The sequence below is a fragment of the Nonomuraea helvata genome (assembly GCF_039535785.1).
Lineage (GTDB): Bacteria > Actinomycetota > Actinomycetes > Streptosporangiales > Streptosporangiaceae > Nonomuraea > Nonomuraea helvata.
In genome coordinates, this window is sequence record NZ_BAAAXV010000001.1 from 2,292,852 (window position 1) to 2,317,645 (window position 24,794).

Here is a 24,794-nt window from a genome sequence, read left to right on the forward strand (position 1 = left end):
AACAAGTCTGGGAGACGGCGTGCGGCGGCGGGTTCAGGCGTTCATGGCCGGTGCGGCCACAGTTGCGATGCTGGCGGGCTGCGGCGGCTTGGAGGCGCAGTCCACGTCCCCGAAGACCTCCAAACCGGACTCGGCCTCCATCTCGGACGCCCGCAAGAAGCTGGCCAAGCTGTCGGTCAAGGGGCGCGCGCCGAAGACGGGGTTCGACCGCGACAAGTTCGGCCCCGCCTGGTCGGACGTGGACCACAACGGCTGCGACACCCGTAACGACATACTCAAGCGCGACCTCGTGGACGAGAAGTTCAAGTCCGGCACGCACGACTGCATCGTGCTCAGCGGCACGCTGCACGACCCGTACAGCGGCAAGACGATCAGCTTCAAGCGCGGCCAGGACACCAGCACGGACGTGCAGATCGACCACCTGATACCGCTGTCGGACGCATGGCAGAAGGGCGCGCAGCAGTGGTCGGCGGACAAGCGCAAGCAGTTCGCCAACGACCCGCTGAACCTCATGGCCGTGGACGGCCCGCTGAACGGCCAGAAGAGCGACTCCGACGCCGCCTCCTGGCTGCCGCCGCGCAAGGCGTACCGGTGCACCTACATCGCCCGCCAGATCGACGTGAAGGCGAAGTACGACGTCTGGGTGACCTCGGGCGAGAAGGACGCCATGGAGACCATCCTCAAGGACTGTTGATCGGCCCGCATACGTGGTTTGCCCGGACTGCGGCGGATTGTTAACGTTTGCCGCGGCGAGAGACGCCTGATCAAGAAGTGGTGAGGGAGGTCGATGAATATGGCTGCCAGCAGCCCTCTTCATCATGCCCTCATCCGGACCGCCCGCGCTCAGGGCGCGGTCTGAGTCCCTCGAACGACTAGGAGTCTCATATGTCTTCCTCCTTCGCGCCGTCCGACGGCGATCTGACCACCGACCGTCTCGTCCTGCGGTCGTGGACCTCCGACGAGGCCACCGCCGTCCTGGACGGCACCCGCCGGCCGCACTGGGCCGCGGACTTCCCCGCCGAGGGCGATCAGGTCATCGCCGGCCTGTTCGACAAGTTCCCCGCCTGGCTGGAGGAGTACGGGCACCGTCAGATCATCGAGCGTGCCACCGGCCTGGTGGTCGGCTCGATCGGCCTGTTCTGGCCGCCCAGCGAGGGCAGCCTCGAAATCGGGTACGGCATCGTGGCCTCCCGCCGAGGGCACGGCTACGCTCCCGAGGCCACCCGAGCCCTGACCGAGTTCGCCTTCACCGCGCCCGGCGTCCACACGGTCCACGCCGGCGTGGAGCTGTCGAACCCGTCCTCGATCCGGGTGCTGGAGAAGGCCGGCTTCGAGCGATGGAGCACCGACGCCGAGCAGAACACCGCCCGGTACGGCATCACCCAGCAGTAACTCCACCTGATCGGCGGCGGCCTGCCGCCGCCGATCACCTCACCGCGGCAGGTTAGGTGAGCAGCACACCGCCGTCCACCGGCAGCGTCACCCCGGTGATGTACGAGGCCGCGTCGCTCGCCAGGAAGATCGCCGCGGCCACCAGCTCGGTGGCGTCACCCGGCCGCTTCATCACGGTCCTGGACTCCACGATCCGCTCCACGAAGCCGGGTTTGAACTGCTCGCTCATCTCCGAGGGGAAGAACCCCGGCTCCAGGCAGTTGACCCTGATGCCGCGCCGCCCGGTCCACTGCTGCGCGAGGTCCCGGGTGAGCCCGATGATCGCCGCCTTGGACGCGCTGTAGGCGGCCTGCGGCAGCCCGACCGAGGTCTCGCCGAGCACGCTGCCGATGTTCACGATCGACGAGCCGGGGCGCATCACCCGCGCGCACGCCTGGGCCATCCAGTACGTGCCGAGCAGGTTGACGTCGATGACCTGCCGGAACTCCTCGGGCGTCTCGCGCACCGCGGGCACGGCGGTGCCGATGCCGGCGTTGTTGATCAGCACGTCGACGCCGCCCATGGCCTCGACCGCGGCGGCCACCAGCGCGTCGCAGTCCTCGGGCCGCGCCACGTCCGTCTGCACGGCCAGGCACCGGCGGCCGGTCTCCTCGACCAGCCGCCGCGTCTCCTCGAGCCGGTCGGCGCGCCTGGCGCCGATCACGACGTCGGCGCCAGCCTCGGCCAGGCCGCGCGCGAAGGCGACACCCAGCCCCGCGGACGCGCCGGTGACGATGGCCACCTTGCCGTCGAGACCGAACCGCTCCAGCACGTCACATCCGCCTTCCACACCTCACGCCCGCCGTCCGGGCCACGTCGGGCCCTTTGTACGGGCCGTGCACCACACCGGCGCTCTTACCGCCGCACCACATCCCGCCGACGCTCCAAGGACGCCGTCGCATGGGCACGCATGCCGCGCCCTATCCCGCCGACCCGGCGCTCCAGGAGCGCGCTGCTGCCGCACAGAGACGCACGCCGCACATCACGTCCACGCCGCACGTCACGTGACGCCCACGCCGCAGGTCACGTCATGTCCGCACCCACGGACGCGCGACGCGACCCGCGCTGGGCCCGCATCACGCGCAGGCGACGTGGATCGCGTCCCGTGCCTGGAACGGGACGTCGCGCGCACGCGACGTGACGCGTCCCGTACCGGGCACGGGCGTCGCCCGCAGGCGACGCACCCCCGCCACGGGACGCGGCGCGATCACGCGTCAGAGGCCGTATTCCTTGACGATCCGCTCGTGCCGTTCGACCTCGACGTCGATCTCGCGGGCCAGGTCGAGCCAGGCCAGCGGGTGCACCCACCGCTCGGTGGCGTCGTCGAGCAGCGCGTCGACCTCGGCGGGCGACACGTCCGGCGGCACCGCGACCCAGCCGAAGACGCCGGGCAGCGACTCACCGCTGGTCGGGTGGGTGATGGTGTAGTTTTCGTCGCTGTAGACCCACATCGGCCAGCCGCGCTCGGCCATGACCTCGGTGAACTCCGCCCAGTCCTCCTCGCTCGGCGCGGCGCCGTCGAAGAAGTAGCTGGTGTAGCCGCCGGGACGCAGGATGCGCACCGCGGCGAACGGGGGCACGAAGTTCTGCTGCTCCTGGGGGTCGTCCGGCACAGGCTCCAGCAGCTGCGGGTCGAAGACCACCAGGTCGCCGGCGTTGTAGTCCATGCCGCGCGGCTGTGGCAGGGCCAGCCTGGCGCTGGCGGGGCCGGTGCGGATCGACAGCACCTGGCGCTGGCCGCCGTCCGGCGCGGGGAGGATGAGCCTGATGAGGCCCATCTCCTCCTCGATCGGGCCCTCCTTGGACTTGATCGGCATGCCGATCTTGGCGGCGCCCTTGCGTACGGTGTCCCAGTCCTCCGCCGAGGTGGCCATGACGATCATGCGCCAGACGTCCTCGTCGCCGAGCTCGTCGAGCACCTCGAGCAGCACCTGGGCGGCCCTGGCGTTCTCGTCGACCTGCTGGGCCGCGCCGGACAGCAGGCGGCGGGCGTCGAGCCCGGCCCCGGCGGCGACGGCGTGCTCGGCCGCGTCGAGAGCCTCCGGCCAGCGCTCGCGCGCGCTGTGCAGCCTGGCCAGCGCGAGGTGCTGCGCGTCGTGCGGCAGCAGGGCGGCCATCTGCTCCAGCCGCTCGTCCTGGCGGGCCTCGACGAGCAGCGTGGTGAGGTAGGCCACGTCGTCGGAGTCGGCGGTGGCGATGTCGCCGGTGTCGACCAGCAGCTTCCAGTAGATGTCGGCGCCGGTGGCGGGGTAGCCGAGGAAGCCGAGCGTCGTCGTGTGGCGGCGGGTGGCCTCCAGGTCCTCGCCGGACAGCGGCGCGAGCCAGCCCACCCACTTCTCCGGGTCGGCGTTGAAGCCGTCGGCCGCGTCGAAGAGGCCGACCACCTCGCTGAGCGGCCCGGGAGTCTCGGGCTCCGTGGCGGCTTCGGCCGCGGCGCGCAGCGCGGCCACCCGCTCGGCGATGCCCTCGCTCTCGCGCAGCTCCGCGCCGCCGGACTCGGCCAGGTCGGCGAGGAGCCTCGCCTGCCACACGCCCTGCCTGGCCACGGCCAGGTCGCCCGCCACCAGCGCGAGCTCGACGCGGGCGCGGTAGCCGCCCATCATGCCGAAGTAGTCCATCCACTGGCGCAGCACGCGGCCGAGCTGCCAGGTGTTGGCGATCTGGGCGGAACTCGCCAGCTTGGCGACGGCCTGCGACCACTCGACGAACACGCGCGGGTGCTCGCCCACCACGTCGAGGTCGGGCAGCGCGTCCACGGCCTCGGCCGTTCGGCCCAGCGTGGCGAGGATCAGGGCCCGCCGCACGCCGTCGCGGTGCGGCTTGGCCACCGGGTCGTCGGCGTTGAACTCGGCCGCGGCCTGCAGCGCGTCGAGCGCGTCCTCGGCGCGGCCCGCGGCGAGCAGCGCGCGGGCGCTCTCGGCGCCGAGCTCCCAGCTGGCCTCGCGGCCCGCGACCCGCAGCCGCTCGACGGCGGACTCGGCGTAGCTCACGGCCTCGCCCGGCTGGCCCGCGTCGATGAGCGCGGCGACGTACTGCGTGACGAGGCCCGTGAAGGCGGGCTTCTCCGGGCTCAGGCCCTCGATCCACGTGCCCAGCGTCTCGAGGCGCTCGCTCGCGTAGCCGGGGCCGTCGGTGTTGGCCCACGTGACGGCCAGCGCCTCGACCGCCGCCGGGACGGCCGGGCACTCGCGGACGTCTTCGCGCTGGGCGAACGCCAGGAGCTGCTGCGCGTCGTCCACCGCGACCGCGCCCTGAGCCCGGTCACCGATGCGGCCGATCAGGTGCCAGTAGCGGGCGTAGAACTCGAGCCACGGCAGCTCGAGGGCCTCCGCCTGCTGCGCGATGGCCGGGGCCATGACGTCGAGCTGCGGGTATCGGCCCTCATAGGCCTGTGCGGGGAGGTCTCCCAGCGCCATGGCGAGGCCAACGTTGCCCGCCTCAGAAAGCTGCTGCTGGGTGTCGCCGACCCAGGCCCAGATGTCCACGTCCATGGGCAGTCAGTCTGCCAGGTCAACGAGCGTGCCCAAAACGCAGAAGCCCGATCAGCTCGTCCGTTTCGCTGTCGTCGAGCACTGCGAACGCCGGCGCCATCAGGTCGTCGGTCGTCTCCTCCACTGCCGCCCGCCGCGCGACGACGTCCGGGCCGGGCGTGGCGTACGGCTCCGGCCATTGGAAGAACTTTGCGATCATCTCCCCCGTGACCGCTCCGAACGGGGTCGCGTCATGGCCGGCCGCGAGCGTGGCCTCCAGCGGGTGCAGCCCTGCCGCGATCACCGCGTTGGCGTGCAGGCCGCCGCGCAGCTCGCGTACGACGTGCATGAGCTGCACGGCCCGCGCGGGCGGATCGTCGGGCAGCGGCACGGCCCGCCACCCGGCGAACAGCGGGGCGCCGACGGACGAGGCCTGCTCGACGACCGGCTGGAGCAGCTCCGCGATCCTCTCGCAGCCGTCGTAGCCGCCCAGCTTGCGCCGGCCCCATTCCCTGCAGACCTCGGCGTACAGCTCAACGGCCTGCTCGACGGCGAGTTTGCGGCCGCCGTTCCAGCTCTCCTCGACGTGTCGCGGCGGGAAGAAGACGGCGACCGAGGTGACGACGTCGGCCTCGCACTCGCCGAGCACGCCGCAGCGGCCTCTGAAGTAGAGCTCGCGGGCGCCGAGCCCGTACTCCTCGCAGACGGCCTTGGCCTCCCTGGAGGTCATGAATCCGCCGCCGAGCCGACCGATCGGCGCCTTGACCTGTGCCGCCGTGGTGCGCGGGTCCGCCATGGTCCACCCCTCAGTTCGCGAAGTGGACCCAGCATCCCTCAGGAGAACATCATTCTGCAAGCATCAGCTCTCCGCTGGCCACGATGACCGCGGGGCCGGAAAGGTAGCTCGTGTCCTCGTCGAGGGTGACGGTCACCGTGCCGCCGGGCACCTCGATCGTCCAGGTGCCGGTGGTGTCGCCCGACAGGGCCGCGGCGGCGACGGCCGTGGCCACCGTGCCGGTGCCGCAGGAGCGCGTCTCGCCGCAGCCGCGCTCGTAGACGCGCATGACCGCGCGGCTGGTGCCGACGGGGTTGAACAGCTCGATGTTGACGCCGTTGGGGAAGACGCCGGGGTCGAAGCCGGGCTGGTGGGTGAGGTCGAGCTGGACGACGGGGTCGCCGATGGCGCAGGCAAGGTGGGGGTTGCCCATGCTGATGTGCAGCCCTGGGTATTCGTGGCCGCCGACCGTCGCCACGCTCTCGCCCAGCACGACGGGCTTGCCCATGTCGACGGTGATGTCGCCGTTCGGCTCGACGCGGACCTTGCGCACGCCGCCCCTGGTGGCCACCGCGAACTCGCCGGACTGCTCCAGCCCCGCGTCGATCAGGTAGCGGGCGAACACGCGCATGCCGTTGCCGCACATCTCGGCCATGCTGCCGTCGGCGTTGCGGTAGTCCATGAACCACTCGGCCACGGCGGCGTGCTCGCTCACCTCATGGCTCTCCTTGGTGCGCGTCACCACGAGCACGCCGTCCGCCCCTATGCCCGCTCTCCTGTCGCAGATCTTGGCGACGAGCGAGGCTGTCAAGCCCGCCTCTCCGCCTGGGTCGGGAAGGATGACGAAATCGTTCTCAGTGCCGTGCCCCTTGAAAAACCGCATTTTTTTAGTTTATGCGAAAGGGTGTGCGGAGATCAGGGCGAGGGACCGCTCAAGCAGGTCCGGGGCGTCGTACGGCAGCCAGCGCACCCGGGGATCGCGGCGGAACCACGACTCCTGGCGGCGGGCGAAGCGCCTGGTGGCCCTGACGGTCTCCTCGATCGCCTGCTCCTCGCTCCACTCCCCCTCCAGGAAGCGGATGACCTGGGCGTATCCCAGTGCGCGGCTCGCCGTGCGGCCCTCGGCCAGGCCCTGCCCGAGCAGGCTCCGCACCTCGTCGACCAGCCCGGCCTGCCACATGCGCTCGACCCTGACCGCGATCCGCTCGTCGAGCTCCGGCCTGGGCACGTCGAGGCCGATCTGCACGCTCGGGTAGACGGCGTCGTAGCCGGGCATGGTGGCCGAGAACGGTCGTCCCGTGTGCTCGATCACCTCCAGCGCGCGGACGATGCGGCGGCCGTTGCTCGGCAGGATGGCGGCCGCGGCCGCCGGGTCCTGCTCGCGCAGGCGCTCGTGGAGCGGGGCGGAGCCGCGCTCGGCCAGCTCGCCCTCCAGCCTGGCCCTGATCTCGGGGTCGGTGCCGGGGAACTCCAGCTCGTCGATGGCCGCGCGCACGTACAGGCCGCTGCCGCCGACCAGCACGGCCACCTCGACGGAGTCGATGACGGCCCTGGCCAGCTTCTGGTACTCGGCCACGCTGGCCGTGACCGTGACGTCCCAGACGTCCAGCAGGTGGTGGGGCACCCCGCGCTGCTCGGCCGGGGTGAGCTTGGCCGTGCCGATGTCCATGCCCCGGTAGAGCTGCATGGAGTCGGCGTTGACGCACTCGCCGCCCAGCCGCAGCGCGATGTCCACGGCAAGGTCGGACTTCCCTGCCGCGGTGGGACCTACGACGGCGATGACTGGCTGCTGGCTCACACCGACAAGTTTGCTAGAGGTCCAGGCCTAAAAATCCAGCAGGGTCGGTTGCAGATACCCCTCATGCGTGAGCAGCCAGCGCTTGGTCTCCACGCCCTCGCCGCCGCTGAACCCGCCGAGACCGTTGCCCGCGATCACCCGGTGGCAGGGCACGATGATCGGGATGGGGTTGGAGCCCATGATCGAGCCGATGCCGCGGGCCGGCACGTTGGAGCCGCTGCGCGCGGCCAGCTCGCCGTAGGTGACGGCGGTGCCGTACGGGACCTGGTGCAGTGCCTGCAGCACCCGTAGCCGCGAGCCGGACATCAGCCGCCAGTCCACCGGCGTCTCGAACGTCTTCAGATCGCCCGCGAAATAAGCGTTCAACTCGGCGACCGCGAAGGCCGTACGATCCGAATCATGGACTTCAGCCAGTCCGAGGCGGTCGGACAGCCGCGGAGGGGATCCCCAGCCCGACGCGACGAGACCGACCTCGGTGACGGCCAGCACGAACGGCCCTACCGGCGTGGGCACCTCGGCGAACGCGACTGTGGTCATCATGTCCTCACGTGAGTTGGTGGTGCTGGGCACCTCCAGCGCGGTCCCCACCCGACACCGTAACCACAACGGCTACCTTCTGCGCTGGGACGGACAAGGCTACCTTTTCGACCCCGGAGAGGGCACACAGCGGCAGATGCTGCACGCCGGCGTGAGCGCTCATGACATCCACTGGATCTGCCTGACGCACTTCCACGGCGACCACTGCCTGGGGGTGCCGGGGGTCGTGCAGCGCATCGCCCGTGACAAGGTCAGGCACCCGGTGCGCGCGCTCTTCCCGGCTTCAGGCGAGACGTACTGGCGCAGGCTCCGCCACGCCGCCGCGTTCGCCGACACCTCGGTGATCTCCGAGCACCCGCTCTCCGGCGACCTGGCCTCCGTCGGCTCGCTGACCGCGCGCCGCCTGTCCCATCCCGTCGAGTCGTACGGCTACCGCGTCCAGGAGCCGCACGGCCGCCGCATGCTGCCCGACAGGCTGGCCGCCCACGGCATACGCGGTCCGGAGGTCGGCGAGCTCCAGCGCACCGGCTCCGTACGCGGGATCACGCTCGACCAGTGCAGCGAGCCCCGGCGGGGGCAGAGCGTGGCGTTCGTCATGGACACGCGGCTCTGCGACACCGTGTTCGAGCTGGCCTCGGGGGTGGACCTGCTGGTGATCGAGTGCACGTTCCTGTCGTCGGAGAGCGCGCTGGCCAAGGAGTACGGGCATCTGACGGCCTTCGAGGCGGGTCTGGTGGCGGCCGACGCGGGAGCGCGCAGGCTGGTGCTGACGCACTTCTCCGAGCGGTACGGGTTCGCCGACGAGCCCGCCTTCGTGGCGGAGGTGCGCCGGCACTACGACGGGGAGGTCGTGCTCGCCCGAGACCTGATGAAGATCCCGGTGCCGCGGCGTCAGTAGGGGCTGTGGCCTTCTCTGACCTTCGCGAACAGGCTCTGGGCGTAGGTGTGGGCGGCCCGGTGGAGCCCGCCCCCGAAGCTGATCCTGGCCACGCCCAGCTCGCCCAGCCGCTCGAGCGACGGGACCCCGGGCCTGAACAGGATGTTGACGGGCGCGCCCAGCTCGCTCACCAGCGCCCCGATCTCGTCCTCGTCCGCCAGCCCGATCGGGTAGACGCAGTCGGCGCCCGCCTCCAGATACCGCCGCCCGCGCTCCACCGCCTCCTCGCGGGAGGTCCGGCCGCGGATGTAGGTGTCCACCCTCGCGTTGATCACCAGCCCTTGGCCCGCCGCGGCCCGCATCTCCGCCAGGAAGTCGGCCTGTTCGCCTGGGTCCACCAGCGCGCCGGCGGTGGAGTCCTCGATGTTGCAGCCCACGGCTCCGGTGGCGGCCAGGCGTTCGACCAGCTCGGCCGGCTTGAGACCGTAGCCGCGCTCGATGTCGGCGGTGACGGGCACGTCCACGACCCTGACGATGCGGGCGATCGCCGCCATCATCTCGCCGACCGGCGTCCCCTCGCCGTCCTCGTACCCGAGCACGTGGGCCACGGCGGCGCTGCCGGTGGCGACGGCCGGAAAGTCGGCCTCCCATACGGCACGGGCGGAGGCGGCGTCCCAGACGTTGGGCAATATCACCGGACTACCCGGCATGTGCAGCGTCCGTAGGAGGTCGGCTTTGTCAGTCGTCATACGCCGACCCTACGGAGTGCGGTGGTTCCCGCCATAGGTCCAATACCACCGATAAACGCCAAGCCACTTTCCCGGGACGCGGCCCTTCGTCGTGCGCGGCTCGCCCGCCCTCAGCAGCCGCTCTTCGCGCACTGGCCGCTCAGCTGGCCCGCAGGGCCGTCCGCGGGGTTGTCGCCCTCCGGCGGCTGCGGCGCCTTGCTGGGTGACGTCGTCGAGGGCGCCTTGCCGTCGCCGGTCCTGGCCGTGCCGCGATCCGGGCTGGAACCCGTGTCGCCGACGGGCTCGGCGCCCGAGCCCACGTCCGGCGCGGTGTCGCCGATGGAGCCGTCGTCGGGGGTGTCCGCGGCCGGATCGCCCTCAGGGGCGTCGGTGGCGGCGTCGCCGGTGGTGGTGTCGTCACCTCCGAGGTCCTCGTTCCCCTCGACGCTCTGTGAGGGGGCGGGATGGACGGCGCCCGGCTGCGCGGCCTCACCGGGGCTGCCGGCCAGCAGGTAACCGGCACCGCCCGCCGCGAGCAGGGCGACGAGCGCCGCAGCGGCGATGACGACGGCCTTCCTGGTCTTCTTCGGGGGTTCGCCGGTCGAGGACGTCTTCCTGGCCGCAAGGCGGGTGTCGCCAGGCCCGGACAGGATCTCAAGACGATCCGGCTCGATCGGATCTTGCATGGTGGTACGGCTCCCTGCGGTCGTATCGGGGAAAGCTCACCGGCTTCCGCGGGTGATGGACCACACTAGCCGCAAACACTGAATGCTCGCACACCAATCACAAAGGAATCACGACTTGTCCCCCTCTAGATCCATTTTTCCAGGTCGCCGCGCCCACCTCGCTCCCGTCGCCGGCGTCGCCGGAGTGCTCGCCACCGCGATCACCGGCATATTCCTGGCATTCACCAGCACTCAGGAAGCGCCACCGCAAAGGGCGGCGGAATTCGATCAGGAAAGCACGCTTTCCCCAAGATCGGATTTTTCGTACGCTCCAGCAGGCCTTTCCACCTCACCATCGGATGGATCGTTCCAGGAGACGCCGAAATCGAGACTTCCACCGCCGGCCTGGGTTCAGGCCGTCCCGCCACCGGAGTCGGAGATCACCGTCGGCCCGCCCCTCACCGCGGAGCCGCCTCTCGCGCCCGTCGTAGGCCCCCTGGGGTCCACGACGGGACCGCCCGCCTCCGTCACCGTGCCCCCGCCGCCCGTGCCCCCGCCGCCCGTGACGGCACCGCCGGGACCTCGGCGGTCAGCTGCTCCGGAGCCGCCCCATCGGTCAGCCACTCCGCTGCCGCCCCACCCGAAGGTCCTGCCCGCTCCCCAGGTCCCTCCCCAGGAGCAGCCGGCCCCGTCGATCTCCGGCAAGGTTGCCGCGGATCCCTGCGCCACTTTCCACGACTTCCGCCGCGAACCCTGTTACGCCTACCTGAACCGCCTCACCCGCTGACCGCCGGGCACCACACGGACCGGCCGTCAGCGAGCGTACTCAAGGCGTCAGTGGGCCGAGCAGGCTCCCGAAGCGGGGGCAGGGGCGGCGGCGGGGCGGCCGATGGTCGGCATGCCCAGCAGGACGCCCGAGGACGGCGTGGGAGCGGACTGGCGGGACTCCCAGGCGTCGCCGGCCCGCGTGCGCCTGAGGCCCTTGACCGGCCCGTCCGCCACCAGATGGTGCGGCGCCGCGTACGTCACCTCGACCGTCACCATGTCCCCGGGCCGGGGCGTCTCGGAGCCGGCGGTGAAGTGCACCAGGCGGTTGTCGGGCGCCCGGCCGGAAAGGCGCCGGGTGGCGTCGTCCTTGCGGCCCTCGCCCTCGGCCACCAGGACCTCGAGCGTGCGCCCGACCTGCTTCTTGTTCTCCTCCCAGGAGATCTCCTCCTGCAGCGCCACCAGCCGCTCGTAGCGCTCCTGCACGACCTCCTTGGGGATCTGGTCGGGCATGGTGGCCGCCGGCGTGCCGGGGCGGATGGAGTACTGGAAGGTGAAGGCGTTGGCGAAGCGGCTCTCGCGGACCACGTCGAGGGTGGCCTGGAAGTCCTCCTCCGTCTCCCCCGGGAAGCCGACGATGATGTCGGTCGAGATGGCCGCGTCCGGCATGGCGGCGCGCACCCGCTCGATGATGCCGAGGTAGCGCTCCGCGCGGTACGAGCGGCGCATCGCGCGCAGCACCTGCGACGAGCCCGACTGCAGGGGCATGTGGAGCTGGTGCATGACGTTGGGGGTCTCGGCCATGGCGGCGATCACGTCGTCGGTGAAGGCGGCGGGGTGGGGCGAGGTGAAGCGGACCCGCTCCAGGCCGTCGATCGTGCCGCACGAGCGCAGCAGCTTGCCGAACGCGAGGCGGTCGCCGAACTCCACGCCGTAGGTGTTGACGTTCTGGCCGAGGAGCGTCACCTCCAGGACGCCCTGGCCGACCAGGGTCTGGACCTCGGCGAGGATGTCGCCGGGACGGCGGTCCTTCTCCTTGCCGCGCAGCGACGGCACGATGCAGAACGTGCAGGTGTTGTTGCAGCCGACCGAGATGGCCACCCAGGCGGCGTAGGCCGACTCGCGCTTGGTGGGCAGCGTCGAGGGGAAGACCTCGAGCGACTCCTTCAGCTCGACCTGCGCCTCGCCCGCGATGCGGGCCCGCTCGAGCAGCACCGGCAGCGAGCCGATGTTGTGGGTGCCGAAGACCACGTCGACCCAGGGCGCCTTGCGGACGATCTCGCCCTGGTCCTTCTGCGCCAGGCAGCCGCCCACCGCGATCTGCATGCGCGGGTTGCGGGTCTTGGCCGGTCTGAGGTGGCCGAGATTGCCGTAGAGGCGGTTGTCGGCGTTCTCCCGCACGGCGCACGTGTTGAACACCACCACGTCGGCGGTCTCGCCGTCGGAGGCAGGCACGTAGCCGGCGTCCTCCAGGAGGCCGGACAGGCGCTCGGAGTCGTGCACGTTCATCTGGCACCCGTATGTGCGCACTTCGTACGTGCGGGCGCCCTCCTGGGTCACAGTCATGGCATGTTCAAGGGTAGTCGCTGTCCGGCTCAGGGCGGTCCCGACTGCGCTAAAAGGCCAGCTCGGTGGCATGATGTGATCGGATCGGTACCGCTTAGTTAGTGACCAGCACTCTTGGGACCGTCTACGGTTTGACGCATGACGGAGAACGGTAACGACGCTCCACTCGTACGGTTGGAGAACGTCAACAAACACTTTGGGGCGCTGCACGTTCTGAAGGACATAAACCTGACCGTCTCCCGCGGTGAAGTACTGGTCGTTATCGGTCCTTCGGGCGGAGGCAAGTCGACGCTCTGCCGCACGATCAACCGTCTGGAGACGATCAGCGAGGGGCAGATCATCTTTGACGGCCAGGTGCTCCCCCAGGAGGGCAAGGCGCTGGCGAGGCTGCGTTCCGAAGTCGGCATGGTCTTCCAGTCGTTCAACCTGTTCGCGCACAAGACCATCCGTGAAAACGTCACGCTCGGCCCTCTCAAGGTGCGCGGCGTCTCCAAGGACGCGGCCAACAAGCGGGCGATGGAGCTGCTCGAGCGCGTGGGCATCGCGGCGCAGGCGGACAAATATCCGGCCCAGCTCTCCGGTGGCCAGCAGCAGCGGGTCGCCATCGCCAGGGCGCTGGCCATGGAGCCGAAGATGATCCTGTTCGACGAGCCGACCTCCGCTCTGGACCCCGAGATGGTGCAGGAGGTGCTCGACGTCATGATCAGCCTGGCTCGCGACGGGATGACCATGGTGGTCGTCACCCACGAGATGGGGTTCGCCCGCAGAGCGGCCAACAGGGTCGTGTTCATGGCCGAGGGCCAGATCGTGGAGGAGAACACTCCCGACGAGTTCTTCACCAACGCGCAGACCGACAGGGCGCGTGACTTTCTTTCCAAGATCCTCACGCACTGATATTGAGGCAGGTACACATGCACATGCGTCAAATGGGAGCGGTGCTCTCGATAGCGGCACTCGCCGCCGGTCTGGCCGCTTGCGGCGGCGGGAACAAGACCTATGCGAGCGTGGCGGACAAGGTCAAGGACGGCGGCACGATCGTCGTCGGCACCAAGTGGGACCAGCCGAGCTTGGGCCTGAAGGGGCCCAACGGGCCCGAGGGTTTCGACGTTGACGTGGCCAAGGCCGTGCTTAAGGAGATCAACGGCGGCAAGGACCCGAAGATCGAGTGGAAGGAGTCGGCCTCGTCCAACCGCGAGCCGTTCCTCCAGAACGGCACGGTCGACATCATCTTCGCCACCTACTCCATCACCGAGGAGCGCAAGGGCAAGGTCACCTTCGGCGGCCCCTACGTCGTCGCCCACCAGGACGTGATGGTCCGCCAGAACGACACGGCGATCAACACGCCGCAGGACCTCAAGGGCAAGAAGATCTGCAAGGCGGCCGGCTCCAACTCCTACAAGCGGATCACCGACCCGCCGCCGGACGGCAAGCTCGACATCGACGCCACCACCGTCGACGCGGCCAACTACTCCGAGTGCGTGCAGAAGCTGACCGGCAGCAACCTCGACGCCGTCACCACCGACGACCTGATCCTGGCGGGCTTCGCCAAGCAGGCTCAGCAGTCCGGCGGCAGCTTCAAGGTGCTCGGCCAGGGCTTCACGGACGAGAAGTACGGCGTCGGCCTGAAGAAGGGCGACACCAAGACGTGTGAGGCCGTCAACACCGCGGTGAAGAAGCTCTGGGACAACGGCACCATGAAGCAGCTGCTGGACAAGTGGTTCGGCGGCATCCAGGGCCTGAAGTTGTCCGAGTCGGCACCGCCGGCCGAGGGTTGCAGCTGATCATGCCAGAGGCGGCGGCCGGTGAGCCGGCCGCCGTTCCCCTATGCGGTGGAGCACTATGGAAGATCTGATTAGATACGCGCCCGACCTCGCACAGGGGTTCTTGGAGAACGTCAAGCTCTCCATCGTGGCCGCGATCGTCTCCCTGATTCTCGGCACCGTTCTGGTGGCGATGAGAGTTTCCCCCACGCCGGTGCTGCGCGCCGCCGGCACGGTCTACGTCAACATCGTGCGCAACACCCCCCTCACCCTGGTGCTGGCCTTCTCCGCGCTCGGCCTCAGCGACCAGCTCGGGCTGGTCTTCTCCGGCGTGCCGCGCACCAACTCGTTCTGGATCGTCGCGATGGGCCTGTCGGCCTACACCGCGGCCTTCGTCTGTGAGGCGCTGCGCTCGGGCATCAACACGGTGCCGCTCGGGCAGGCCGAGGCTGCCAGGGCGATCGGGCTGACGTTCATGCAGTCGCTGCGGATGATCATCCTGCCCCAGGCGTTCCGCGCGGTCATCGCGCCGCTGGGCAGCGTGATGATCGCCATGGTGAAGAACACCACGGTCGCGGTGGCGGGCGGCTTCGCCGCCGACGCCGCGGCCAACATGAAGGGAGCCTTCGACCAGGTCGGCGCGTCGATCCCGATCTTCCTCGGCATCGTGGTGGCCTTCATGATCGTTACCATGCCCATCGGCTACTTCACCGGTTGGCTGGCCCGGCGCCTGGCGGTGGTCCGATGAGCACCTCTGTCCTGTTCGACGCGCCGGGGCCGCGCACGCGGGTGCGCAACGGCCTGCTCACGGTGATCAGCGTGGTGGCCGTGGCCGCCGCCCTGTACGGCATCTACCGGGGCTTCGACGCCAAGGGCCAGTGGGCAGGCAGGATCTGGCAGCCGTTCCTGCAGTGGGAGACGTGGACGACCTACATCTTCCCCGGCCTGCTCGGCACCCTGGAGGCCGCCGCGGTGGCCGCCGTGCTCGCGCTGGTCTTCGGCGCGGTCTTCGGCCTGGCCCGGCTCTCCGACCACAAGTGGGTCCGAGTTCCCGCGGGCGTGGTGGTCGAGGTCTTCAGGGCCATCCCGCTGCTGCTGCTGATCTTCTTCATCTTCTACCTGGCGCCGGCCCTGGGCGGCAGCGGCGACTACACGTTCATGGCGGTCGTGGTCGGCCTGATGCTCTACAACGGCTCGGTGCTGGCCGAGGTCGTCAGGGCGGGCGTGCACGCGGTGCCCCGTGGCCAGTCGGAGGCCGCGTACGCGATCGGCATGCGCAAGAACCAGGTGATGCGGCTCGTGCTGCTGCCGCAGGCCGTCACGGCGATGATGCCGGCGATCGTCAGCCAGCTCGTGGTGCTGCTGAAGGACACCGCGCTCGGCTACATCATCGCCTACGTCGACCTGCTCAACACCGGCTTCAAGATCCTGCCGGCCCGTTTCTTCGGCTCGCTCATCCCGGCGGCGATCGTCATCGGGATCATCTACGTGGCGCTCAACATGGCGCTGAGCTACCTGGCCACGTGGCTGGAGCGGCGCAGCAGGCGCAGCCGTAAGACGGCCGCCGCCCCGATCGCGGCTCCCGGCTCGGCCGAGGTCAGCGTGGGCGCGGGTGGGGGCACCGAGGACGCCGGGCTGGCACCCGACCGTCCCGTGGAGTGACGCGACGTACGGGCGCAGCTGCGCCCGTACGTCGCAAAACCCAAGAAGACCCCATTTTTTCGTTGTAACAGCCCCAAGGGCGATCCGCACGATTTGTCCAACCCCCAGACTGTCTCCATGCGTGGGGTTGCGCTCGCAGGTGCGGCCGTGGCGGTGCTGGCCGCCGCGTGCGGCAGCTCAGGCTCGTACACCACCGTCGTCAGCAAGATCAGGATCACCGGCCACGTCGTCGTCGGCACCAAGTGGGACCAGCCGAGCCTGGGGCTGCTGATCGGACCGGGCGACCCGCAGGGGTTCGACGTGGACGTCGCCCGGTACGTGGTCGACCATCTCGCGCGGGGCCGCCATGTGGACATCACGTGGCGGGAGTCGCCCTCGTCCGCCCGGGAGGCGCTGCTCCAGAACGGCAGCGTGGACCTCGTCTTCGCCTCTTACAGCATCACGGAGGCCCGCCTGCCCAAGGTGACGTTCGGCGGCCCGTACGTGCTCGTCCAGCAGGACACGATGGTCCGGGCCGGCGACGCCCGCATCAAGAAGGTGGCCGACCTGCGGGGCAGGCGGCTCTGCCTGGCGGAGGGCTCGAACTCGTACCGCAGGATCGTCGATCCGCCGCCCGACGGCAAGCTGGACCTGCCCGCCGCGCTGGTGGACGCGGCCAACTACTCCGACTGCGTACGCAAGCTCTCCGACGGCGAGCTCGACGCGGTGAGCACCGAGAACCTGCTCCTGGCCGGGTTCGCCCAGCAGGACCCCGGCCGCTTCAGGCTGCTGAACGACCCCGTCAGCGAGGAGAAATGGGGCGTCGGCATCAAGAAGGGCGACACCGCCACCTGCGAGGCCGTCAACCAGGCCATCGCGTCGATGTGGCACGACGGGACGGCCACGCGGCTGCTCCACAAGTGGTTCGGCAAGACGGGGCTCGAACTGCCGTCGCGGCTGCCCAAGCCCCAGGGCTGCGCCTGAACTGCGGGGACCGCCGCACGCCGTCGCCGATCTTCCGGCAGGATGCGGGTATGCCTTTCTGGCCCTCCCCCATTTCGACCAGAGACGTGGCCCGCTCCGGCGTGCGCCCTGGCTGGCCCACGGCCCACGGCGGCCGGGTCTGGTGGACCGAGGACCGTCCCGACGAGGGCGGGCGCACCACGATCATGTGCCGCGCGGCCGACGGCACCGAGCATGAGCTGCTGCGAGCGCCCTGGAACGCGCGCACCAGGGTCCACGAGTACGGCGGCAGACCCTACGCCGTGACGCCGGACGGCGAGGTGGTCTTCACCAACCTCAAAGATCAGCGCCTGTACATTCTTCGCGATTACGGCGAACCGAAACCTCTCACGGAGGAAGGCTGCCGCTACGCGGACCTGCTGGTGCGCGACGGCCAGGTCTGGTGCGTACGCGAGTGCCACGACGACGACGGCAAGGTCACCCGATCGGTGGTGTCGATCCCGCTGGACGGCGGCGAGACCCGCGAATGGGCCACCGGCTGCGACTTCTACGCCTCCCCCGCCATCTCCCCCGACGGGCGGCATCTGGCCTATGTCTGCTGGAACCACCCCCGCATGCCCTGGGACGGCACCGAGCTACGCGTCACCCGGCTCTCGGGCGGCGGCTCCTGGACGGTGAAGGGCGGCCCCACGGAGTCCGTGCTGGCCCCCGCCTGGAAGGACGACACCGGCCTCTATCTGATCTCCGACTGCTCCGGCTGGTGGAACCTCTACGAGATCGGCCTCCACGGCGACGGCCTGCGGGCGATCCACGCCGCCGAGGAGGAGTTCACGCTGCCGCCGTGGCGGCTGGGCGGGATGCCGTACACCGTGCTCGGCGACGGGCGGATCGCGGTCCTGCACGGGCGCGGTGACCTGCGGCTGGGCGTGCTCGACCCGGTCTCGGGCACGCTCGCCGACCTCGACGTGCCCCACGACGGGTGGGACGCGGCACTGGCCGCCGAGGGCACGTCCGTGACCGGCATCGGCTACGCCCCCACGACCCCCCGGTCGATCGTCAGCGTGGACGCGGCCTCCGGCGAGACCCGCACCCTGAGGAGGGACAGGGCGCACCTGCCCGACCCGGCCTACCTGCCCGTGCCGAGGGCCGTCGAGTCGCCGGTGCCCGCCTTCCTCTACCCGCCGTACGGCCCCGCGACCGACGGCGTGCCCCCGTACGTGATCTTCGTGCACGGCGGGCCGACCTCGCACGCCGACACCGCGCTCGACCTGGAGAAGGCGTTCCTGACCTCGCGCGGCATCGGCGTGCTCGACGTCAACTACGGCGGCTCGACCGGCTACGGCAGGGCGTACCGCGACCGGCTGAAGGGCCAGTGGGGGCTGGTCGACGTGGCCGACACCGTCGCCGCCGCCGAGTGGCTGGCCGCGGAGGGGCTGGCCGACCCCCGCAGGATCGCGGTGCGCGGGGGCAGCGCGGGCGGGTGGACCGTGATGGCGGCCTGCTGCCGGTCCGACGTGTTCGCCGGCGGGGTGTCGTACTTCGGCGTCAGCGCGCTCGCGCCGCTCGTCGCGCACACCCACGACTTCGAGTCACGCTACGTGGAGTGGCTGGTGGGGCCGGAGGACCCGCAGGTGTACGCGAGCCGGGAGCCGCTCGCTCTCGTGGACGGCGTGACCTGCCCCATGCTGCTCCTACAGGGCCTCGACGACCCCGTGGTGCCGCCGGAGCAGTCGGAGGCCTTCGCGGACGCGCTGTCGGAGCGGGGTGTGCCGTGCACCTATCTGGCCTTCGAGGGCGAGTCGCACGGCTTCCGCCGCACGGAGACGCGGGTGGCCGCGCTGGCCGCCGAGCTGGCCTTTTACCAGCAGCTTTTCGCCTAATGTTGTAATTCGCTGACGAATTCGCTACGAAATCAGCATTACCGGGCGGTCGCTAATCATCATCGGTTGCGTAACCGCCTTTTCGATCGCCGCTGCGCGCGTGACCATGCACATGTGGGACGTGCTCCGCGGCCACGGCGCACGCCCCACTACGGCCAGCCATGCACGCCCCGCATCTCGGCACGAGGGAGGCCAGATGGCCAGCATGCGCCATTTCAGCATTGTCGTGGTGATTACCGCAACTTTGTTCGCCACGGCCTGCCAGACCGACACCGGAGCGCGAAATTCCGCGCCGCCAACCTCCTCCGCCCCGGGCAAACCGATGTCCGGCGGGACGCTCAGGCTCGTCGGCGGCGGCGACGTCGATCACCTCGACCCCACCAGCTCCTACTACACGGTCACCAACGGCATCCTGCGCACCTACGCGCGCGGGCTCTTCGGGCTGAACGGGGTGGCGAGCGAGTCCGAGACCACCAAGGGCTTCACCGTGGTCCCCGACGTCGCCGCCGAGCTGCCCACGACGGACAACGGCGGCCTGAGCGCCGACGGGCTCACGTACACGATCAAGCTCCGCGACGGCGTGCAGTGGGACACCCAGCCGCCACGCGAGGTGACGGCGGGCGACTTCGTCCGCGGCTTCAAGCGGATCTGCAACCCGGTGGCGGGCTCGGGCGCGCCCGGCTACTACACGAGCACGATCAAGGGCATGAAGGCGTACTGCGACGCGTACGCCAAGGCGTTCACCAAGGCCAAGCCCACGGCCGCCGCCCTGGCCGACTTCCAGAACGGCCATGACATCGCGGGCGTCCAGGCCAAGGACGACAAGACGGTCGTCTTCACGCTGACCCAGCCCGCCAGCGACTTCCTCAACATCCTGGCGCTGAACTTCTCCGTGGCCGCCCCCAAGGAGTACGACCAGTACGTGCCGGACGACGCCACGTTCCGCCAGCACACCATCTCCGACGGCCCCTACAAGGTCGCCCAGTACGTGGCCACCAAGTCGATCAGGCTGGAGCGGAACCCGGCCTGGAAGCAGGAGTCGGACCCGATCAGGCACCAGTACGTGAACGCCATCGACGTCAAGATGGGCGTGAACGAGCCGGACGCCGTACAGCAGCAGCTCGAGGCCGGCAGCGCCGACCTGTCGTGGGACCTGCCGGTGCCGACCGCGCAGATCCCGCAGCTCAAGAGCTCGGGAGACCCCGGCTTCAAGATCTTCCCGGGCGCGGTGACCAACCCGTACATCGTCTTCAACCTGCAGAGCAAGAACGCCGGCGGCGCCATGGGCAAGCTCAAGGTGCGCCAGGCCATCGAGTACGCGGTCAGCAAGGTCGCCATCGCCAAGGTCTACGGCGGCGCCGACGTGGCCACGCCGCTGCACACCGCGATCCCGCCGGGCAACATCGGCTACCAGGAGTACAACCCGTACCCGTCGCCGGGTGACGCGGGCGACCCGGCCAAGTGCAAGCAGCTGCTCTCCGAGGCCGGCTACCCGAACGGGCTGACCCTCATCGGCGCCTTCCGCAACGCGGGCAACCACCCGGCCAACTTCCAGTCGTACTCGGCGGACCTGCAGAAGTGCGGGATCACGGTGAAGGGCCTGCCGGTGCGGCAGGGCGACTACTACGGCGCCTTCCTGCAGAACCCGTCGATCGCCAAGGCCAGCAAGTGGGACATCTCAGCCCCCGGCTGGGTCCCCGACTGGTACGGCAACAACGGCCGCGCGGTCGTCCAGCCGCTGTTCCAGACCAACTGCACGCCCGGCACCAGCAACTACGGCTGCTACAGCAACCCCAAGGTGGACGACCTGATCAAGCAGGCGCTGGCCCAGCAGGACCAGGCCAAGTCGGCCGCGCTGTGGCACCAGGTCGATCAGACGGTGATGGCCGACGCGGTGATCGTGCCGCTCAACAACCAGAACACGCCGATCTACAAGAGCAAGCGGGTGCAGAACGCCCTGTACCTGCCGGCGTTCCAGCTCTACGACTTCACCAACCTCTGGCTCAACCCGACCACCCCATGAGCCTGCTCGAGGTGACGGACCTCCGCGTGGCCTTCCCCACGTCCGACGGCGTGGTGCAGGCCGTGCGGGGGCTCTCGTTCCGCATCGAACGCGGCCGCACGCTGGCGATCGTCGGAGAGTCCGGCAGCGGCAAGACGGTGAGCACCCAGGCCATCCTGGGGCTCTCCCCCGGCGCCGACATCTCCGGCACCGCCATGTTCGACGGCGTCAACCTGCTCGAACTCGACAGCGAGCGGCTGCGCCACATCCGCGGCGCGGAGATCAGCGTCGTCTTCCAGGACCCGCTGACCAGCCTGCACCCGCTCTACAAGGTGGGCTGGCAGATCGAGGAGCTGATCAGGGTGCACCGGCCGGACACCTCGCGGGCCGAGGCCAGGAGGCGGGCGATCGAGCTGCTCGGCCTGGTCGGCATCCCGCGGCCGGAGCGCCGCGTGGACGACTACCCGCACCAGTTCTCCGGCGGCATGCGGCAGCGGGCGATGATCGCCATGGCGCTGGCGCTCAACCCGAAGCTGATCGTGGCCGACGAGCCGACCACGGCGCTCGACGCGACCGTGCAGGCGCAGATCCTGGAGCTCATCGCGCGGGTGCAGGCGGAGTTCGGGATCGCGCTCATCCTCATCACGCACGACCTCGGCGTGGTGGCGGGCATGGCCGACGAGGTGCTGGTCATGTACGCCGGGCTCGCGGTCGAGCGGGCCGACCGGCACACGCTCTACTACCGGCCGCACCACCCGTACACCAAGGGGCTGCTGGAGTCGATCCCGGGCAGCAGCGGGGACCGGGGCGGGCGGCTGCGGCCCATCCCGGGCTCGCCGCCCAGCCTGATCGACCTGCCGCCCGGGTGCGCGTTCCACCCGCGCTGCGCGTACGCGATGCCGGTCTGCCCGGCCGAGCGGCCGCCGCTGGCCACGGTGACCGGGGAGGGCACCCACGCCTCGGCCTGCTGGCTGCCGCACGAGGCGGTCGGACTGGGCGCGGAGGCGGAGGCGCTGCGGCTCAAGGCGAAGGAGTCGTGATGCTGCTCGAGGTCTCGAACCTGGTCAAGCACTACCCCATCACCACCGGCGCGCTGGTCAAGCACGTCGTCGGACAGGTCAAGGCGGTGGACGGGGTCGGCTTCGCGCTCTCGCCCGGCGAGACGCTGGGCCTGGTGGGTGAGACGGGCTGCGGCAAGTCCACGCTCGCCCGGTGCATCGCGGGGCTGCATCCGGTCACGTCGGGCACCGTGCGGTTCGACGGCGCGGACATCACGAACCTGCCCCGCAGGCGCATGCGGCCCTACCGGCGCGACATCCAGGTCATCTTCCAGGACCCGTACGGCTCGCTGAACCCGCGCAGGCGGGTCGGGTCGATCATCGCCGATCCGCTCGTGATCCACCGCGTGATGAGCGGCGACCGGCTCCGCCGGGCCGTGCAGGAGCTGATGGAACGGGTCGGGCTCAACCCGGAGCACTACAACCGGTTCCCCGCGGAGTTCTCCGGCGGGCAGCGGCAGCGGATCGGGGTGGCCAGGGCGCTCGCGCTGCGGCCCCGGCTGATCATCTGCGACGAGCCGGTGTCGGCGCTCGACGTGTCCATCCAGGCGCAGATCCTCAATCTGCTGAAGGACCTGCAGGCCGAGTTCGGGCTGACGTACCTGTTCATCGCCCACGACCTGTCGGTGGTGCGGCACATCAGCGACCGGATCGCGGTCATGTACCTGGGCAAGGTGGTCGAGCTCGGGGACGCGGAGTCGGTGTACGAGCGGCCGCGGCACCCGTACACGAACGCGCTGCTGTCGGCGACCGCGGTGGCCGACCCGGACGAGGCGCAGCGGCGGCGGCGCGTCGTGCTGACCGGCGACGTGCCCTCGCCGATCGACCCGCCGTCCGGCTGCCGCTTCCATCCCCGGTGCCCACGGGCCCAGGAGGTCTGCTCCTCCGTCGAACCCCAGTTGGATAGCACGCTGGAAGAGTCGGCGGCCTGCCACTTCCCGATCGAGGTGGTCGTATGACACTGACCGAGATCAGACCCGGCGCCGTCGCGTCCGGCGGGATAGCCGGGCGCGGGCCCTGGCAGCTCGCCTGGCGCCGGATCAGGACCGACAAGGTCGCCATGGTGTCCGGCCTGGTCGTCATCCTGCTGTGCGCGCTGGCGCTGGCCGCGCCGCTCATCGCCGCCTGGAACGGCCACGGCCCCGACGACCAGTTCCGCGACACCGGCATCACCGCCCAGGGGCTGCCCGTCCCGCCGAACGGGGAGTTCTGGTTCGGCACCGACCGGCTCGGGCGCGATCTGTTCATCAGGGTCCTGTACGGGGCGCGCGTCTCGCTGCTCGTCGGCGTGGTCGCCACCGGGCTGGCCGCGCTGGTCGGGGTGGTGGTCGGGCTGCTGGCCGGGTACTACGGCGGCGTCGTGGACACCGTGCTGTCGCGGCTGATGGACGTGGTGCTGTCGTTCCCGTACCTGATCTTCGCGATCGCGGTGGTGTCCATCGCCGGGCCCTCTCTGACGGCCACGATCGGGGTGATCGCGTTCTACTCGTGGGCGGCCATCGCCCGTGTGGTGCGCGGGCAGACGCTGTCGTTGAAGGAGCGCGAGTACGTCGAGGCCGCCCGGTCGATGGGGGCGGGCGACTTCCGGGTCATGTTCGTGGACATCCTGCCGAACCTGCTCGCTCCCGTCATCGTGCTGACCACGCTGCTGGTCCCCGCGGCCATCGTGTTCGAGTCGACGCTCTCGTACCTGGGGCTGGGGATCGTGCCGCCCACCCCCTCGTGGGGGAACCTGCTGAGCGAGGCGCAGGGGTTCTACCGGGTGGCGTACTGGTACCTGGGGTTCCCCGCCGTCACGCTGCTGATCACCACGCTCGCGTTCAACCTGGTGGGCGATGGGATCAGGGACGCCATCGACCCGCGGACGGAGCGCCTGTTCAGCCGCCGCCGTCGTACACGTAAGGGGGCGTGATGCTGCGCGCGTTCCTGCTGCGCCGGGTCCTGCTCGGCCTGCTCGTCCTGTGGCTGGTGACGCTCGGGACGTTCCTGCTGTTCTTCGTCGCGCCCAGCGATCCCGCCAGGACGCTGGCCGGGCGGCAGGCCACGCCCGAACAGGTGGACCTGATCCGCCACAACCTCGGCCTCGACCGGCCCACACTCGTCCAGTACCTGGACTACCTGGGCAGGCTGCTCCACGGTGACCTGGGCCAGTCGTACTTCTCCGGCGAATCGGTCGGCAAGCTGCTCGCCGCCGACTTCCCACCGACGTTCTCGCTGGTGGTGGGGGGCGCGCTGCTCTGGTTCACCTTCGGCGTCGGCGCGGGGGTGCTCAGCGCCACCCGGGCGCGGTCCGTGCTGGATCGCGGCCTGACGCTGCTGGCGCTGGCCGGGGTCTCGATGCCGACCTTCGTGGTGGGACTGCTGCTGCTGTACTTCCTGTTCTTCCAGCTGTCCATGGTGGGACTGCCCATCCTGCCGCCCGACTCCTACGTGCCGTTCTCGCAGGATCCCGCCGAATGGGCGCGCCACCTGATCCTGCCGTGGGTCACGCTGGCCACGGTCCAGGCGGCGTCGTACGCCCGGCTGACACGCGGCTCCATGCTGGACGTCCTCGGCGAGGACTACATCCGCACGGCCCGGGCCAAGGGGGTGCCGGAGCGGCGCGTGATCTACCGGCACGGCCTGCGGGCCGCGCTGACGCCCGTGGTGACACAGCTCGGGGTGGACGTCGGCACGCTGATCGGCGGGGTGGTGGTGACGGAGTCGGTCTTCGGGCTCGGCGGGGTGGGGCAGGCGGTGGTGCAGGCGTTCGTCAGCGGGGACCTGCCTGTGATCATGGGCGTGGTCACGCTGGCGACGACCGCGGTGGTGGTGGCGAACTTGCTGGTGGACGTGGCGTACGGGCTGCTCGATCCACGCGTCCGCCTGGCCTGAGCTC

At 70.2% G+C, this 24,794-nt stretch carries 24 protein-coding genes; 14 read left to right on the forward strand and 10 right to left on the reverse strand.

Features of this window, described 5'->3' with window-relative positions; genetic code table 11:
- Nucleotides 1-19 precede the first annotated feature (19 nt).
- On the forward strand, nucleotides 20-694 hold the full coding sequence (locus ABD830_RS10565) for an HNH endonuclease family protein (RefSeq protein WP_344986393.1): 675 nt from the start codon (nucleotides 20-22) through the stop codon (nucleotides 692-694).
- A 191-nt stretch (nucleotides 695-885) separates the two neighbouring features.
- Complete coding sequence (locus tag ABD830_RS10570; protein ID WP_344986394.1) at nucleotides 886-1,392, forward strand: GNAT family N-acetyltransferase; 507 nt, start codon at nucleotides 886-888, stop codon at nucleotides 1,390-1,392.
- Nucleotides 1,393-1,444: 52 nt separating this feature from the next.
- Here the strand turns inward: ABD830_RS10570 and ABD830_RS10575 are convergent, their stop codons facing one another.
- From ABD830_RS10575 to ABD830_RS10600, 6 genes are all read right to left on the reverse strand, one after another.
- Nucleotides 1,445-2,203 carry an SDR family NAD(P)-dependent oxidoreductase gene (locus tag ABD830_RS10575; protein ID WP_344986395.1) on the reverse strand — a complete coding sequence of 253 codons (759 nt, stop codon included), beginning with the start codon at nucleotides 2,201-2,203 and terminating at the stop codon, nucleotides 1,445-1,447.
- 442 nt (nucleotides 2,204-2,645) lie between these two features.
- On the reverse strand, nucleotides 2,646-4,922 hold the full coding sequence (locus tag ABD830_RS10580) for a tetratricopeptide repeat protein (RefSeq protein WP_344986396.1): 2,277 nt from the start codon (nucleotides 4,920-4,922) through the stop codon (nucleotides 2,646-2,648).
- A gap of 19 nt (nucleotides 4,923-4,941) precedes the next feature.
- Complete coding sequence (locus ABD830_RS10585; RefSeq protein ID WP_344986397.1) at nucleotides 4,942-5,697, reverse strand: SCO6745 family protein; 756 nt, start codon at nucleotides 5,695-5,697, stop codon at nucleotides 4,942-4,944.
- 49 nt (nucleotides 5,698-5,746) lie between these two features.
- Nucleotides 5,747-6,559, reverse strand: a complete 813-nt coding sequence (gene dapF, locus ABD830_RS10590; RefSeq protein ID WP_344986399.1) for a diaminopimelate epimerase — start codon at nucleotides 6,557-6,559, stop codon at nucleotides 5,747-5,749.
- A gap of 9 nt (nucleotides 6,560-6,568) precedes the next feature.
- Nucleotides 6,569-7,474, reverse strand: a complete 906-nt coding sequence (gene miaA / locus ABD830_RS10595; RefSeq protein ID WP_344986401.1) for a tRNA (adenosine(37)-N6)-dimethylallyltransferase MiaA — start codon at nucleotides 7,472-7,474, stop codon at nucleotides 6,569-6,571.
- A 27-nt stretch (nucleotides 7,475-7,501) separates the two neighbouring features.
- A complete protein-coding gene (locus ABD830_RS10600) occupies nucleotides 7,502-8,014 on the reverse strand; it encodes a methylated-DNA--[protein]-cysteine S-methyltransferase (protein ID WP_344986403.1) in 513 nt (170 codons plus the stop codon).
- Between ABD830_RS10600 and ABD830_RS10605 the strand changes: the two genes are divergently transcribed.
- On the forward strand, nucleotides 8,013-8,909 hold the full coding sequence (locus ABD830_RS10605) for a ribonuclease Z (RefSeq protein ID WP_344986405.1): 897 nt from the start codon (nucleotides 8,013-8,015) through the stop codon (nucleotides 8,907-8,909). The genes ABD830_RS10600 and ABD830_RS10605 overlap by 2 nt on opposite strands.
- On the opposite strand, the gene ABD830_RS10610 is transcribed toward ABD830_RS10605, so the two are convergent.
- From ABD830_RS10610 to miaB, 4 genes are all read right to left on the reverse strand, one after another.
- A complete protein-coding gene (locus tag ABD830_RS10610) occupies nucleotides 8,903-9,637 on the reverse strand; it encodes an isocitrate lyase/PEP mutase family protein (RefSeq protein WP_344986407.1) in 735 nt (244 codons plus the stop codon). The genes ABD830_RS10605 and ABD830_RS10610 overlap by 7 nt on opposite strands.
- Nucleotides 9,638-9,747: 110 nt before the next feature.
- Nucleotides 9,748-10,302 carry a hypothetical protein gene (locus ABD830_RS10615; protein WP_344986409.1) on the reverse strand — a complete coding sequence of 185 codons (555 nt, stop codon included), beginning with the start codon at nucleotides 10,300-10,302 and terminating at the stop codon, nucleotides 9,748-9,750.
- 390 nt (nucleotides 10,303-10,692) lie between these two features.
- Entirely contained in the window at nucleotides 10,693-10,986 is a 294-nt protein-coding gene (locus ABD830_RS10620) for a hypothetical protein (protein ID WP_344986411.1), read from the reverse strand.
- A 129-nt stretch (nucleotides 10,987-11,115) separates the two neighbouring features.
- The gene (miaB, locus tag ABD830_RS10625; RefSeq protein WP_344986413.1) at nucleotides 11,116-12,612 is read right to left on the reverse strand and encodes a tRNA (N6-isopentenyl adenosine(37)-C2)-methylthiotransferase MiaB; all 1,497 of its coding nucleotides are present in this window, start codon (nucleotides 12,610-12,612) and stop codon (nucleotides 11,116-11,118) included.
- A 138-nt stretch (nucleotides 12,613-12,750) separates the two neighbouring features.
- Here miaB and ABD830_RS10630 point away from each other — a divergent pair, with 138 nt between their 5' ends.
- The 11 genes from ABD830_RS10630 (at nucleotide 12,751) to ABD830_RS10680 (ending at nucleotide 24,790) form a co-directional block, all read left to right on the forward strand.
- Complete coding sequence (locus ABD830_RS10630) at nucleotides 12,751-13,506, forward strand: amino acid ABC transporter ATP-binding protein (protein WP_344986414.1); 756 nt, start codon at nucleotides 12,751-12,753, stop codon at nucleotides 13,504-13,506.
- Nucleotides 13,507-13,523: 17 nt separating this feature from the next.
- Nucleotides 13,524-14,393 (forward strand): glutamate ABC transporter substrate-binding protein, encoded by an 870-nt coding sequence (locus tag ABD830_RS10635; protein ID WP_344986415.1) that lies wholly within the window; start codon nucleotides 13,524-13,526, stop codon nucleotides 14,391-14,393.
- Nucleotides 14,394-14,451: 58 nt separating this feature from the next.
- Entirely contained in the window at nucleotides 14,452-15,120 is a 669-nt protein-coding gene (locus ABD830_RS10640; RefSeq protein ID WP_344986416.1) for an amino acid ABC transporter permease, read from the forward strand.
- Entirely contained in the window at nucleotides 15,117-16,034 is a 918-nt protein-coding gene (locus ABD830_RS10645) for an amino acid ABC transporter permease (protein ID WP_344986417.1), read from the forward strand. The genes ABD830_RS10640 and ABD830_RS10645 overlap by 4 nt, the downstream gene beginning before the upstream one ends.
- Nucleotides 16,035-16,151: 117 nt before the next feature.
- A complete protein-coding gene (locus ABD830_RS10650) occupies nucleotides 16,152-16,997 on the forward strand; it encodes a glutamate ABC transporter substrate-binding protein (protein ID WP_344986418.1) in 846 nt (281 codons plus the stop codon).
- Between the two features lie 50 nt (nucleotides 16,998-17,047).
- A complete protein-coding gene (locus tag ABD830_RS10655) occupies nucleotides 17,048-18,856 on the forward strand; it encodes a S9 family peptidase (protein WP_344986419.1) in 1,809 nt (602 codons plus the stop codon).
- A 229-nt stretch (nucleotides 18,857-19,085) separates the two neighbouring features.
- Complete coding sequence (locus tag ABD830_RS10660) at nucleotides 19,086-20,879, forward strand: ABC transporter substrate-binding protein (RefSeq protein ID WP_344986420.1); 1,794 nt, start codon at nucleotides 19,086-19,088, stop codon at nucleotides 20,877-20,879.
- Nucleotides 20,876-21,898 carry an ABC transporter ATP-binding protein gene (locus ABD830_RS10665; protein ID WP_344986421.1) on the forward strand — a complete coding sequence of 341 codons (1,023 nt, stop codon included), beginning with the start codon at nucleotides 20,876-20,878 and terminating at the stop codon, nucleotides 21,896-21,898. The genes ABD830_RS10660 and ABD830_RS10665 overlap by 4 nt, the downstream gene beginning before the upstream one ends.
- Entirely contained in the window at nucleotides 21,898-22,875 is a 978-nt protein-coding gene (locus ABD830_RS10670; RefSeq protein ID WP_344986422.1) for an ABC transporter ATP-binding protein, read from the forward strand. The genes ABD830_RS10665 and ABD830_RS10670 overlap by 1 nt, the downstream gene beginning before the upstream one ends.
- Nucleotides 22,872-23,828 (forward strand): ABC transporter permease, encoded by a 957-nt coding sequence (locus ABD830_RS10675; protein WP_344986423.1) that lies wholly within the window; start codon nucleotides 22,872-22,874, stop codon nucleotides 23,826-23,828. Before ABD830_RS10670 ends, ABD830_RS10675 begins: the two co-directional genes overlap by 4 nt.
- Nucleotides 23,828-24,790, forward strand: a complete 963-nt coding sequence (locus ABD830_RS10680) for an ABC transporter permease (protein WP_344986424.1) — start codon at nucleotides 23,828-23,830, stop codon at nucleotides 24,788-24,790. Before ABD830_RS10675 ends, ABD830_RS10680 begins: the two co-directional genes overlap by 1 nt.
- The last annotated feature ends 4 nt before the right edge of the window (nucleotides 24,791-24,794 follow it).